Source organism: Microbacterium sp. BR1, from assembly GCF_002812725.1.
Taxonomy (GTDB): Bacteria; Actinomycetota; Actinomycetes; order Actinomycetales; family Microbacteriaceae; genus Microbacterium.
In genome coordinates, this window is sequence record NZ_NMUN01000010.1 from 209,528 (window position 1) to 222,274 (window position 12,747).

General features: G+C 70.6%; 11 protein-coding genes. 8 read left to right on the plus strand and 3 right to left on the minus strand.

Translation table 11 applies throughout. The annotated features are described in order from the left end of the window. The first annotated feature begins 149 nt into the window (after positions 1 to 149). Positions 150 to 680, plus strand: coding sequence for an adenine phosphoribosyltransferase (locus tag CGU35_RS16805; RefSeq protein WP_100812837.1), 531 nt, complete (start codon positions 150 to 152; stop codon positions 678 to 680). Positions 681 to 813: 133 nt separating this feature from the next. Here the strand turns inward: CGU35_RS16805 and hpxO are convergent, their stop codons facing one another. Genes hpxO through uraD form a run of 3 tightly spaced genes read right to left on the minus strand, consistent with a single transcriptional unit; the run spans position 814 to position 2,879 of the window. Further along, positions 814 to 2,007 (minus strand): FAD-dependent urate hydroxylase HpxO, encoded by a 1,194-nt coding sequence (hpxO, locus tag CGU35_RS16810; RefSeq protein ID WP_100812614.1) that lies wholly within the window; start codon positions 2,005 to 2,007, stop codon positions 814 to 816. A gap of 24 nt (positions 2,008 to 2,031) precedes the next feature. Beyond that, positions 2,032 to 2,370: a hydroxyisourate hydrolase gene (gene uraH, locus CGU35_RS16815; protein ID WP_100812615.1), complete on the minus strand. Its 339-nt coding sequence runs from the start codon at positions 2,368 to 2,370 to the stop codon at positions 2,032 to 2,034. After that, positions 2,367 to 2,879, minus strand: a complete 513-nt coding sequence (gene uraD, locus CGU35_RS16820) for a 2-oxo-4-hydroxy-4-carboxy-5-ureidoimidazoline decarboxylase (RefSeq protein ID WP_232711372.1) — start codon at positions 2,877 to 2,879, stop codon at positions 2,367 to 2,369. The genes uraH and uraD overlap by 4 nt, the downstream gene beginning before the upstream one ends. Before the next feature lie 82 nt (positions 2,880 to 2,961). Between uraD and allB the strand changes: the two genes are divergently transcribed. The 7 genes from allB to CGU35_RS16855 all read left to right on the plus strand — a co-directional run bounded on the left by allB (position 2,962) and on the right by CGU35_RS16855 (position 12,743). Then, a complete protein-coding gene (allB, locus tag CGU35_RS16825) occupies positions 2,962 to 4,419 on the plus strand; it encodes an allantoinase AllB (RefSeq protein ID WP_100812616.1) in 1,458 nt (485 codons plus the stop codon). Between the two features lie 20 nt (positions 4,420 to 4,439). Continuing rightward, a complete protein-coding gene (locus tag CGU35_RS16830; protein ID WP_100812839.1) occupies positions 4,440 to 5,561 on the plus strand; it encodes an acetamidase/formamidase family protein in 1,122 nt (373 codons plus the stop codon). After that, positions 5,558 to 7,159, plus strand: coding sequence for an AtzH-like domain-containing protein (locus tag CGU35_RS16835; protein WP_100812617.1), 1,602 nt, complete (start codon positions 5,558 to 5,560; stop codon positions 7,157 to 7,159). Before CGU35_RS16830 ends, CGU35_RS16835 begins: the two co-directional genes overlap by 4 nt. Positions 7,160 to 7,298: 139 nt before the next feature. Beyond that, complete coding sequence (locus CGU35_RS16840) at positions 7,299 to 8,540, plus strand: pyridoxal-phosphate-dependent aminotransferase family protein (protein ID WP_100812618.1); 1,242 nt, start codon at positions 7,299 to 7,301, stop codon at positions 8,538 to 8,540. Next, a complete protein-coding gene (locus CGU35_RS16845; RefSeq protein WP_100812619.1) occupies positions 8,537 to 9,856 on the plus strand; it encodes an allantoate amidohydrolase in 1,320 nt (439 codons plus the stop codon). Before CGU35_RS16840 ends, CGU35_RS16845 begins: the two co-directional genes overlap by 4 nt. Positions 9,857 to 9,992: 136 nt before the next feature. Next, on the plus strand, positions 9,993 to 11,366 hold the full coding sequence (locus CGU35_RS16850; RefSeq protein ID WP_100812620.1) for an amidohydrolase family protein: 1,374 nt from the start codon (positions 9,993 to 9,995) through the stop codon (positions 11,364 to 11,366). Between the two features lie 300 nt (positions 11,367 to 11,666). Further along, entirely contained in the window at positions 11,667 to 12,743 is a 1,077-nt protein-coding gene (locus CGU35_RS16855; RefSeq protein WP_100812621.1) for an ABC transporter substrate-binding protein, read from the plus strand. Positions 12,744 to 12,747: the final 4 nt, after the last annotated feature.

Below are 12,747 nucleotides of genomic sequence, written 5' to 3' on the forward strand. Positions count from 1 at the left end.
AACGCTAGTGCAAGCGCTTGCGCAGGCGCTCTATCCGTCCCTGCCGCGGTCCCGGGCGCGCAGGTGTCACTCCGAGCCGTTCTCGGTGACGCCTGCCCGCAGAAAGCGGGGCATCACGGGTGAGGCGCGCGGACGTTAGGGTGAAGCCCGTGCAGACGCCTGAACTCGATGCCCTCGACCGCGCCGAGTCGCTCATCGCTGTGATCCCGGACTACCCCCAGCCGGGCATCCTGTTCCGCGACATCATGCCCCTGCTGGCTGATGCCGCGGCCCTGCGTGCGACGGTCGAGGCGCTCATCGCGCCTTTCGCGGGGCAGTACGACGTGGTCGCCGGGATCGAGGCGCGCGGCTTCCTGCTCGCGGGCGCCGCGGCGATGGTCGAGGGAGTGGGGCTGATCCCGATTCGCAAGGCGGGCAAGCTGCCCCGGCCCGCGGCATCCGTCTCGTACGCGCTCGAGTACGGCACGGCCGAGATCGAGGCACACGACGACTTGCCGCACGGCGCTCGCGTCCTGCTGCTCGACGACGTCCTGGCGACCGGCGGCACGATCGCGGCCGCGCGCGAGCTTGTCGAAAGACTCGGGGGCAGCGTCGCGGGCACCGCCATTCTGCTCGAACTCGACGGCCTCGGCGGTCGGGACATCGCGGGCTCCGACATCCACGCCGTCTTCCACGCCTGACGCGCCCGGCGCGCCTAACGCGCGAAACCCGTCCCGCCGCTCGTCGAGACACCTCGTCTGCGGCGAGACACCCCTCGTCGTGGGGTGTTTCGCCGCAAAAGGGGTGTCTCGGCGTTCGGGAGCACGCCGCCCGTCAGATGCGGATGCCTCCGCCGAGGTTGACCGGGGAGTCCACGATGTTGCCGACGATGCCGCGGATGACGCCCGTCCCGTCCTCGGAGCGGAGCTGCTCGTACCACTCCTGAGTCGCGGCCACATCGAACGCGTGCGTCTCCCACGCGCGCTTGCGGGCCCGGAGCACCAGGTCGCCCGCGCGCTCGGTGCGCACCCGCTGATAGCGCTGCAGAGTGTCTTCGACACCGAGGGTGTTGGTCGCGAACAGGATGCCGAGGGCGAAGCTGTCCTCGAGGGCCGAGCACGCACCCTGACCGATGTCGGGTGCGGTGTTGTGCGCCGCGTCGCCGAGAATCGCAACCCGCCCGTGCACCCAGGTGTCGAAGGGGTCGATGTCCCAGATCTCGACCCGGTTCAGGGACAGCGCGGGGTCGATCGAGTCGATCAACGCCTGCACGCCCGGCGCCCAGCCCGCGAATGCCTCGCGCAGCGGTGCGGTGCCCTCGGCGCGGTCATACTCGACCCCGGTGGGCTGGGGCACATCGACGAAGAAATAGAACCGATCACCCGCGACCGGCATGACGGCGCAGCGCTTGCCGTCCGCGACGTACGTGGTCCACTGATCGAGCGGGCCGACCGCGGCGTTCGCCGGCACGAGCCCGTTAAAGTTCGTGTAGCCCGAGTACGTACGTTCGATGGCGGGCAGACCGAGCGCGTTCGTGACGTAGTCGCGCGTGAGCGACCGGGCGCCGTCGGCCCCGATCAGCATGTCGGCCGTGTCGGTCGATCCGTCCGCGAAGGTCGCGGTGACCCGCGTGCCGTCGTCGTGGATGCCGACGAGCCTCATCGACAGGTGGATGCGGTCCATCCCGACCCGCTCCATCAGGAGCGCCTGCAGGTCCGCTCGCGCGATCGGGTAGGGCCGCTGTCCGGTCTGCGTCGTGACGGGCTCGAGGCTGAACCGGCAGAGCGTCTCGCCGGTCTTGCCGTCGTAGTACGCCATGTCGTCCATCCGACCGCCGAGCGCCGCGACCTCGTCGGCGAGTCCGAGCCAGTTCAGCACCTTGACCCCGTTCGACCACAGCGACAGGGCCGCGCCGACCGGCTTGTTCTCGCGCATCTGGTCGTACACGACGACGTCGTGGCCGAGCCGCTGCAGCGCGATCGCGGCGCTCGTGCCGCCGATGCCGGCGCCGATGACGATGACCTTCACGGGGATCCTCCGAAGCGGTGCGGCTCAACTGCCGCGGTAGGTGGAGTAGGCGAACGGGCTGAGCAGCAGAGGCACGTGGTAATGCCGGTCCGATTCTTCGACGCTGAAGGTCACGGTCACGAGGGGATAGAAAGTCGGGATGCCGCGGTCGGCGAACCATGCGCCGGTGCCGAAGGTGAGGGCGTACATGCCGGCCTCGAGCCGTTCCGGGCCGAGGCCGAGCCGACCGTTCGCGTCGGTGAGGCCGTCGGCGACGGCAGCGGTGCCGCCACCGGGCAGATGCCCGGCCAGCGATACGGCGACGCCGACGGCCGGTGTGCCGGTCGCGGCGTCGAGAACGTGTGTCGTCAGGTGCGGGGTCATGAACCCATCCTGTCGTCCGTCAGCGCGCCCCGGAGGCGCAGCAGCGCGATCTCGGCGAGCTGCTCCGTCGCCTCGGCCGTCTCGGCGTCGGCGTTGCTCGCGAGTCGTCGCTCGAGGTTCGCCAGGATCTCGTCGGGGGTACGGCCCGCCGCGCGGATGAGGAACACGCGCCCGAATCGTTCCTCGTAGGCGGCGTTGCCCTGGGCGATGCGTGCCGTGACGTCGTCCGCGGCCGTCGCCATCGAGGCCTGCTCACGCCGCGAGGCGTCGCCCTCCGCCCCGAACGCCGTCGGCCTCTCGCCGATGCGCGGGTGATGGGCGAGCGCGGCGTCGAGGTCTCCGACGTCCCACCCCTCAGCGAGCGCGGCAGCGCGGGCCTCGAGCTCGTCGACCGACGCATAGGGCCGACCGGCGACGACCGCTTCGATCCACGCCGGGATGTCGGCCCAGACGCGGACGAGGGATGCCGCGGCCGGGCCGTCCGCGTCATTGAATTCAGAGAGGAGCACCCGGCCACCGTAGTGCCACCGCGTTTCCCGGATGTTGCTCTGAGTAACATCCGGGAAACGACGGGGCTTTAGGTTGGGGCACATGACCGCTCTTCCCGACGCCCCGCGGGCGCTCGCCGCGCGCCGCGTCTTCATCGACGGGGCGTTCCGTTCCGCCCTCGTTCGCATCGAGGGTGGCCGCATCGCCGCGATCGAGGACTACGACCCGGATGCCGCGGGCGACGCAGCCGTCGATCCTGCGTCGAGCGAGGTCACGGTGCTGCCCGATCACCTGACGCTGCTGCCCGGACTGGTCGACTCGCACGTGCACCTGGACGAGCCCGGGCGCACCGACTGGGAGGGTTTCGAGACCGGGACGGCCGCGGCCGCGGCGGGCGGGGTCACGACGATCGTCGACATGCCGCTCAACAGCGTCCCGGTGACGACGACGCCAGAAGCTCTCGCCGAGAAGCGGGCCGCAACCGTCGGCAAGCTCGCGGTCGACCTCGCCTATTGGGGCGGCGCGGTCCCCGAGAACCTCGGATCGCTGGTCGAGCTCGCCGCGGCGGGCGTGGTCGGGTTCAAATGCTTCCTGATGCCGTCGGGAATCGACGAGTTCGGGCATCTCGATGCCGAGCAGCTGGAGGCCGCGCTCGCCGCGCTCGCCGCATTCGACGGGCTGCTCATCGTGCACGCCGAAGACCCCGCGCACATGCACGACGCCGCGACTCTCGGCCCCCGCTACGACGCTTTCCTCTCCTCGCGTCCGCCCGAGAGCGAGCGCGCGGCGATTCGGCTCGTGATCGACGCGGCCCGCCGCACCGGCGCGCGCGCACACATCGTGCACGTCTCGGACGGCGGCGCGCTGGACGACATCCGCGCGGCCAAGGCCGACGGCGTGCGGCTCACGATCGAGACCTGCCCGCATTACCTCACGCTGCGCGCCGAGGATGTTCCGGATGCCGCGGGCGAATTCAAGTGCTGCCCCCCGATCCGTGATGCCGCCAACCAAGACCTGCTGTGGCATGGCGTCGTCGACGGCACGATCGACGCGATCGTCAGCGACCACTCGCCATCCACTCTCGAACTCAAGCAGCAGGGCGGCGGAGACTTCGCTCTCGCCTGGGGTGGGATCTCGGGCCTGCAGACGGGGTTCTCGGCGATCTGGACCTCGGCGCGTGCCCGCGGCATCCCGCTCGAGACGGTCCTGCCGCTCGTGACCACCGGACCCGCGCGGATCGCGGGCCTGGGCGCCGCAGGACGGATCGTGGTCGGAGCCCCGGCGCACTTCGCCGTCGTCGATCTCGACGCGACGTACACGGTGCGGGCGGCCGAGCTGCAATACCGCAACAAGATGTCGCCGTGGGATGGCCGCGAGCTCGCGGGGGTCGTCGAGGGCACCTACCTCGCCGGCGTCCTCGTCTACACCCCGGCGACCGGCGTGACCTCACGGAGCGGCCGTGAGATCCTGACCGTGCGCATGGTCGCGAAAGCCGCAGACCGCGCGGATGCGTCGATCTCCGGCGCCGCCATGGCCCGCGTTGAGGAGATGCATCCGTGACCACCGCTCGTGATCGGTCCATGATCCTGCAGCCGGGCCTCGGCGAGGTCCCCGGCGACCACTATCTTGCGGCCTCGCCCGAAACCGTCCTGTGGGGTCGCCTGCCCTGCGAACGCGATGCCGCCGTGCTGACCGTTCAGCCGGGGCAGACCGTGACGATCGACACCGTGAGCCACGAGGGCATCCTCGAGGACCAGGGCAAGGATCCGCTCGCCTACTTCACCGGCAAGGGGGTGCCCGCTGCATCGGTTCTCGAAGACGCGATCGAGATCGCCGGGGCGCTCAGCCGCGACACGATGGCCGACGGTCCGCACGTCGTGACGGGGCCGATCGCGGTCGAGGGGGCGATGCCCGGGGATCTGCTCAAGCTCACCGTCGTGCGCCTGCAGCCGCGCGTGCCGTACGGCGTGATCTCGAATCGGCACGGCAAGGGTGCGCTCGTGGGCGAGCTGCCCCGCGGAGAGCACAACGTCAGCGTTTTCACGCCCGTCGAAGAGCGCGATGGGCGCCTGGTGGGGGTCCTGCCCGTGATCGAGGGCGGTCCCGGCGTCGTGGAGTTCCCGCTCGCGCCCTTCCTCGGCACGATGGGCGTCGCCGTCGCGGGCGACCAACGTCCGCACTCCGTTCCCCCGGGCGAGCACGGCGGCAACATCGACATCAACCTGCTCGTCGAGGGCGCCGTGCTGTACCTGCCGGTGCAGGTCGAGGGCGCGCTGGCGTACGTCGGCGACCCCCACTTCGCGCAGGGCGACGGCGAGGTCGCGCTCACGGCGCTCGAAGCATCCCTGCGCGCGACACTGCGCTTCGAGGTCGTGCCGCGCGAGGAGGCGCTCGCCGAGTTCGGCGAGTTCACGGGGCCGCTGGTGCGCACCGACGAATACCTGGTGCCCACGGGCCTCGACCCCGATCTCGGCGAGGCGATGCGTCGCTGCGTGCGGGCCGCGATCTCGCTCATCCGGGCCCGGTGGGGTCTCGACGAGCACCTCGCGTACGCGTACCTCAGCGCCGCGACCGACTTCGACATCTCGCAGGTCGTCGACATCGTCTGCGGCGTGCACGCCCGCATCCGCGAGGCCGACTTCGCGGCCGTGGAGCGCCCCGGGCATCCGTCGCCCGCTCCCGATCGGAAGGACACCCGATGACGGATGCAGCAGCCCGCGGGACCGAGACGGTTCCGGCCGACCTGCTCGAGGCCTTCGAGGCGTACGAACGCGCGATCATCGCCAACGACCTCGACGCGCTCGACGCGGCCTTCGCCCCGGGCGACGAGACGATGCGCGGCGACGCGGCGGGCCTCCTGGTCGGCCACGACGCGATCAGCGCTTTCCGCGGCGTACGCGGGGGAGTGCCGCCGCGCACGATCGAGCGGATCGAGTACCGCGAGCTCGCGCCTGACGTCGCGCTGCTCGTGTCGATCTCGCGCTACGTCGGCGGGGGCACGGGCCTGCAGACCCAGGTGTGGCAGCGGTTCGACGACCGGTGGCTCATCACGGCCGCGCACGTCACGCCGCGGGCGCAGGCGCTCGACCGATCGGTGTGGCGGACGGTCGGTGACCCGCTGTGGCAGGGCGCGTGGGAGGGTCCGCTCGAGGGGCTGAGCGTCGCGGTCAAGGACCTGTTCGCGATCAAGGGATACCGCATCGGCGCGGGCAACCGGACCTACCTCGATTCGGCGCGCGTCGAACCCACGACCGCTGCGGCTGTCTCCGATCTGCTCCGGGCGGGGGCATCCCTGCGGGGGATCGCGCGCACCGACGAATTCGCCTACAGCGTCGCCGGCGACAACGCGCACTACGGCACCCCGCCGAACGGCGCGCTGCCGGGCGCCCTCCCCGGGGGGTCGTCGAGCGGCCCGGCGTCCGCCGTCGCGACGGGACAGGCGCAGATCGGCCTCGCGACCGACACCGCGGGGTCCATCCGCGTGCCCGCGTCGTACCAGGGCCTGTGGGGCCTGCGCACGACCCATGGGCTCGTGCCACGCCAGGGGCTGCTGCCCCTCGCGCAGACGTTCGACACGATCGGATGGCTCACGCGCGACGGTGGGACGCTGCAGAAGGTCGTCGACTGGTGCCTGAGCTACGACGGATCCGAGTCGACCGAGAGCGTCTTCGGCGAGTCCGGCCACGATCTGCCCTGGAACTTCACGGTGCCGACGGAGATGCTCGAGTCGGTCGAGCCCGAGACGCGGGCCGCGTTCGAGACGCTGCTCGTGACCCTCGGGGCGGGGGACGACGCCCCCGTGGTGGCCGAGACATCCCTCGGCGATCTGGATGGGTATCTCGCGGCCTTCCGCGCGGTGCAGGGCGCGGAGGCGTGGCGTAACAACGGAGAGTGGCTGCGCGAGCACCCCGGCGCCGTCGCCCCGGCCGTCGCCGAACGGTTCCGTGTTGCATCCGAGGTGACGCCGGATGCTGAGTCCGCTGCCCGTGCAACCGTCGAATCCCTGCGGGCGCGCCTGCTCGAGGCGACGGACGACACCGTGCTGATCATGCCGACCGTGCCCGGTCCCGCGCCGATGCGCACGCACCGCGGCGAACGCGTCGAGGCGGTGCGCGCGGCGACGCTCCGGATGACCACGCCCGCCGCGATCGGCGGGATACCCTCGATCTCGATCCCGCTGCTCACCGTGCCCTCGACGCTCGGTCCCGCCCCGGTCGGCGTGAGCCTCATCTCGCGCGCCGGAACCGACATCGCCCTCGTCCGCCTCGCCCGTCGCCTGGCCCGGGCGGTGGCACCGTGACCCTGTCGCGAGGCCGCCGGATGTCGCCGACCCCGCCCGTCATCTCGCGTCAGCACCCGGCGTGCTCGGCGACAAACGGCGGACTCGGTGCCGTGGGCAGCGCCGAGCGACGCACACGCATGAACAGACAGGACCCCGCATGAACGCCTCGCCGATCGCTCCGCCCGCCCGCCTGCTCATGGGGCCCGGGCCGATCTCGGCCTACCCGAGCGTGCTCACCGCGATGTCGGCGCAGCTCGTCGGTCAGTACGACCCGTTCATGACCGACACGATGGCCGAGACGCAGGCCCTGTATCGCCGGGTGTGGGCGACGGAGAACGACGCGACACTCCTGATCGACTCGACCTCCCGCGGCGGTATCGAGGCGGCGATGATCTCGCTCATCCGGCCGGGCGACCGGGTGCTCGTGCCGGTGTTCGGACGCTTCGGGCACCTGCTCGCCGAGATCGCCGAGCGCGCGATGGCCGAGGTGCACACGATCGAGGTGCCGTGGGGCCAGGTCTTCACGCCCACCGCGATCGAAGAGGCGATCGTGCGCGTCAAGCCGCACCTGCTCGGCCTCGTGCAGGGCGACACGTCGACCACGATGCTGCAGCCGCTGGAGGACATCGGTGCGATCTGTGCCAGGCACGGCGTACTGTTCTACTCCGACGCGACCGCGTCGCTCGGCGGCAATCCGTTCGAGGCGGATGCCTGGGGCCTGGATGCCGCGACCGCCGGACTGCAGAAGTGTCTCGGTGGGCCGTCGGGCTCGGCGCCCATCACGCTGTCGGAGCGCGCGGTCGAGGTCATTCGCTCGCGCAAGAAGATCGAGGCCGGCATCCGCGAGCCCGGTGACGAGAGCGCCGCCGACTTCGTGCGCTCGAACTATTTCGACCTCGGCATGATCCTCGACTACTGGGGCCCGCGGCGCCTGAACCACCACACCGAGGCGACGTCGATGCTCTACGGCGCCCGTGAGTGCGCCCGCGTTCTGCTCGGCGAGGGTCGCGATGCCGTCATCGAGCGCCACGTGCTCCATGGCGAGGCGATGCTCGCGGGCGTGCGCGGCCTCGGACTCGTCGTGTTCGGCGACGTCGCACACAAGATGTCGAACGTCGTGGCGGTCGAGATCCCCGAGGGCGTCGCGGGGGATGCCGCGCGCCAGGCGATGCTCGAGGACTTCGGCATCGAGATCGGCACGTCGTTCGGGCCGCTGCACGGCCGCGTGTGGCGCATCGGCACGATGGGCTACAACGCCCGCAAGGACGCCGTGCTCACGACCCTCGCCGCGCTCGAGCAGGTGCTGCGGAGGTTCGGCGCGAAGATACCGGTGGGCGGCGGCGTGGACGCGGCTCTCGACGTGTACGCCGACCTTCGCGGTGCGGGCGGGGTGCGATGACCCGGACGCTCCTTCCTGACCTCACCCCCGATCGCGTTGCCGCCGCCGCTCGCCGCGTGATGGCGCGCTGCGACGAGCTCGCGCGCGTCACCGCGACGCCCGGCGAGATCGAACGGGTGTACTTGTCGACCGAGCACGCTCGCGTGAACCGCCTCGCGGCGGAGTGGATGCGCGAGGTCGGCATGAGCACGCGCCAGGATGCCGCGGGCAACCAGATCGGACGGCTTGATGCAATCCATCGCGGCGCATCCGATCGCGACGCCCCGGCGCTGATGATCGGGTCGCACCTCGACACGGTGCCGGACGCTGGACGCTTCGACGGCATCGTCGGGGTGCTGATGGCGCTCGAGGTCGTCCGGCTCCTGCGGGTACCGGGACCGGACGGCGAAAGCAGCCTCTCTCCGCTGCCGTTCGCGATCGAGGTCGTCGCGTTCTCGGACGAAGAGGGGACGCGCTTCGGCAAGGCACTGCTCGGGTCATCCGCCGTCGCCGGAACCTGGAATGACGACTGGTGGCAGCTGACGGATGCCGACGGCACGACACTGCGCCAGGCGGCGCTCGAATTCGGCCTGGACCCCGGGCGGATCGGCGAGGCCGCGCGTCGCCCCGACGAGCTCGTGGGGTACCTCGAGGCGCACATCGAACAGGGCCCCGAGCTCGACCGGCGGGGCCAATCGCTCGCGGTCGTGTCGTCGATCGCGAGCGCGCGCCGCTTTCAGCTCGTGGTCGAGGGCGAGGCTCGGCACGCGGGTGGAACCCCCTACGACATGCGGCACGACGCTTTGCTCGGCGCGAGCGAGGCGGCGCTCGCGGTCGAGCGCATATGCCGTGGCGAGCACCACGTGATCGGCACGGTCGGTCAGCTTGAGGCGTTCCCCGGCGCCGTCAACATCGTGCCGGGCGAGGCGCATTTCAGCCTGGACCTGCGGGGCGAGTTCGACGGCGAGCGCGACCGCGTGTGGGATGCTCTGTCGCGCGACCTCGACGTGATCATGGGTCGCCGCGGCCTGAGGTGGCGGGCCCGCGAGGTGCACAACGCGCCCGCGGTGATGTGTGCGCCGCTGCTGCAGGATGTCATCCGTGCGGGGATTCGCGGGGCCCTGCCCGACGCCCCGGACGATCCGGCGACCCTGTTCAGTCCCGCTGGCCACGATGGCATGTCGATCGGCGCGATCACCGACGTCGGGATGCTGTTCCTGCGCAATCCCGACGGCATCAGTCACCACCCCGACGAGGCGGTCAGTGCAGCGGATGTCGCGCTCGGCATCCGCGCGCTCGCGGAGTCGGTTCTGCACCTGGCCGCCGAGCCGCGCTGAAGTCCTCGTGCGACGCCATGTCGCGGCGCGTAACGGCACCGAAACACCCGCGAATGTTCGTGTAATCAACAGGCCGTACGGTCGACGGGGGCGCTGGATCGCGCCCATCGTGCCTGCCCGTCTTCCGAAGGACCCCATGTCTCTCCTCGTCATCAACGCACGCCTCATCACGGTCCCCACCGGCACCGACGATCCCGGCTACATCGAGCGCGGCTGGATGCGCGTCGAGGACGGCCGTATCGCCGGGATCGGCGCGGGCGACCCGCCCGACACGACGGCCGAAGAGGTGCTCGACGTCGACGGTGCGTTCGTCGCCCCCGGCTTCGTGTCGAGCCACAGCCATCTCTTCACGAGCGGCCTGCGCGGGCTCGGCGTCGCCGACACCCTCTACGGCTGGTGCGACTCGATGCTCGGCATGACCGCGCACGCGACGCCGGACGACATCTACTGGTCGACCCTGCACGGCGCCCTCGACTTCCTGGGCAACGGCGTCACGACCGCCTACAACTTCACCGACCCGCAGCAGGCGTGGGAGTCGATGGTCGACGGCAAGCGGGTGGGCAACGCACCCCTGCGCGGCACCGAGTACCACACGCGTCAGGCCGACGGATGCCTCGACGCCGGTCTCCGCTTCGTCGACTCGATCGGCATGGACGTCACGGCGGGGACGGATGACGAGATCTTCGCGCGCTTCGAGGCATCCGTCGCCCACACCCGCGCGATGGACCCGGACTACGCGCTCGGCGCCTCGATCATGGGGCAGGTGCAGTGGTCGCCGCGGCCCGAAGCCGCCGAGATCGAGGTCGAAGCCATGCGACGGTTCGGCGTGACGAACCAGGCCCACTTCCTCGAGTCGCCCGAGGCCGTGCCGCTGCAGCAGTCGAAGTTCGCGCTGTACCGGGATGCGGGGGCCCTTGGTGAGGACATGATGTTCGGTCACTTCATCCAGACCACGCCCGAGATCATCGAGCAGGCCGCCGCGGGCGGGGCGTCGATGTCGTGGCAGCCGGCCTCGAACGGCCGCCTCGCCTCGGGCACGGCCCTCGTGCCCGAGATGATCGCGATGGGCATGAAGGTCGGCATGGGGCTCGACGACCAGGCCTGCACCGACGTCTCGGACCCGTGGCAGAACATGCGGATGGGCATCGCGATGCAGCGGGCGCGAACGAAGGACCCGCTGTCGATGATGCCCGAGCTCGTGCTGCGCCTGCACACGCTCGGCTCGGCGGAGATCATGGGCGTCGCCGACCGCGTCGGCAGCCTCGAGGTGGGCAAGTTCGCCGACTTCGTCGTGGTCGACCCGCGCCGCCCCGACGTGGGGCCGCTCTGGCACCCCGTGCGCAGCTACGTGCTGTCGATGAGCCTGCGGAACCTGCTCGGCGTCTACGTCGGCGGAAAGCTCGTGTCGCGCGCGGGCGAGTCGACGAATCCGCTGGCCGCCGAGGCATCCGTCCGCGTCCACGCCGACCTCCCGGGTCTCGCGGAGCGTTTGGGTCGCCACCCGCACTGAGCTCGTCCGCCGAACCCACCCTCGGCGGAGCCGGCCTGCGCGCCGTCAACAATTCAGGCTGCGTGGGTCGCAGGAGTCGCGGGCGGCCCGTGTTTCCGGGCGGCCCGCCCGCGGGGCCTGTCGTCGGGACTGAGTCGCGTACGAGGGCGTCACCGGCGCCCAGGTGTAACGGCGACGAAACACTGCGCCAGTGTTCGTGAAATCTACATCCCATAGCGTCACCTCTATCGCGCAGGGCCGAGGCCTTTGGCCGTGTCGATATACCCGAGTGCCACCCCATCCAATCTGGAGACACAGCACATGACATTTCGCTTCAACACCCCTCGCCGCCGCCGCCTCGTCGCGGCCGGCGCGAGCATCGCGATCGCCGCACTCGCCCTCACCGCCTGCGCCAGCGGGAGCGGCTCCGACGCCTCGGAGTCACCTGCCGGCGAAGAAGGCTTCGGCGACATCACGCTCCAGCTCAGCTGGATCTTCAACGAAGAGTTCGCGGGCGAGTACCTCGCCGACACGAACGGATACTACGAAGAGGCCGGGTTCTCGTCCGTCAAGCTCGTCCCGGGTCCGTCGGGCGGCATCCCCGAGCTCCTCGGTGGCACGGCCGACATCGCGCTGAGCGACTCGGTGCAGATCGGCTCCGCGATCGCCAACGAGAGCGCACCCCTCAAGATCATCGGTGCGACGTTCCAGGCCAACCCGTTCACGATCCTCTCTCTCGAGGCCGGCGGCAACATCGCCACCCCCGACGACCTCAAGGGCAAGAAGATCGGTGTCCAGGACAGCAACCTGACCCTCTTCAAGGCGCTGCTCGCGGCCAACGACATCGACGCCTCCGACCTGACGATCGTCCCCGTGCAGTACGACCCGGCACCGCTCGTCAACGGCGAGGTCGACGGATTCGTCGCGTACCTCACGAACGAGGCGATCTCGGTCGAGATGGCGGGAATCCCGACCACGAACCTGCCGTTCGCCGACAACGGCCTGCCGTTCGTCGCCGAGACCGTCACGGTCACGGACGACACGATCGCCAACAGCCGCGAGATGCTGAAGGCGTTCCTCGTCGCCGAGATCAGGGGCTGGAGCGACGCTCTCGCCGACCCGCAGGCCGGTGCAGACCTCGCCATCGAGAAGTACGGTGTCGACCTCGACCTCGACCCGGCCAAGACGCTCGCGGGCGCCGAGGCGCAGAACAAGCTCATCGTCTCGTCCGAGACCGAAGAGAACGGTCTGTTCACGATCTCCGAGGCACTGCAGAAGCTCACGATCGAAAGCCTCGCCGGGGCGGGCATCGTGCTCGATGCCGCAGACCTCTTCGACATGACCCTGCTGGACGAGGTCTACGAAGAGAACCCGGACCTCATCGCCTACGCGGGCTGAGTCC

What these genes read in the sequence shown, in the direction of transcription:
- CGU35_RS16850 (WP_100812620.1), top strand. Translation starts at nt 9,993, where the DNA reads ATGTCTCTCCTCGTCATCAACGCACGCCTCATCACGGTCCCCACCGGC.
- uraH (WP_100812615.1), bottom strand. Translation starts at nt 2,370, where the DNA reads ATGACCCCGCACCTGACGACACACGTTCTCGACGCCGCGACCGGCACA.
- CGU35_RS16855 (WP_100812621.1), top strand. Translation starts at nt 11,667, where the DNA reads ATGACATTTCGCTTCAACACCCCTCGCCGCCGCCGCCTCGTCGCGGCC.
- CGU35_RS16835 (WP_100812617.1), top strand. Translation starts at nt 5,558, where the DNA reads ATGACGGATGCAGCAGCCCGCGGGACCGAGACGGTTCCGGCCGACCTG.
- CGU35_RS16845 (WP_100812619.1), top strand. Translation starts at nt 8,537, where the DNA reads ATGACCCGGACGCTCCTTCCTGACCTCACCCCCGATCGCGTTGCCGCC.
- allB (WP_100812616.1), top strand. Translation starts at nt 2,962, where the DNA reads ATGACCGCTCTTCCCGACGCCCCGCGGGCGCTCGCCGCGCGCCGCGTC.
- CGU35_RS16840 (WP_100812618.1), top strand. Translation starts at nt 7,299, where the DNA reads ATGAACGCCTCGCCGATCGCTCCGCCCGCCCGCCTGCTCATGGGGCCC.
- CGU35_RS16830 (WP_100812839.1), top strand. Translation starts at nt 4,440, where the DNA reads ATGATCCTGCAGCCGGGCCTCGGCGAGGTCCCCGGCGACCACTATCTT.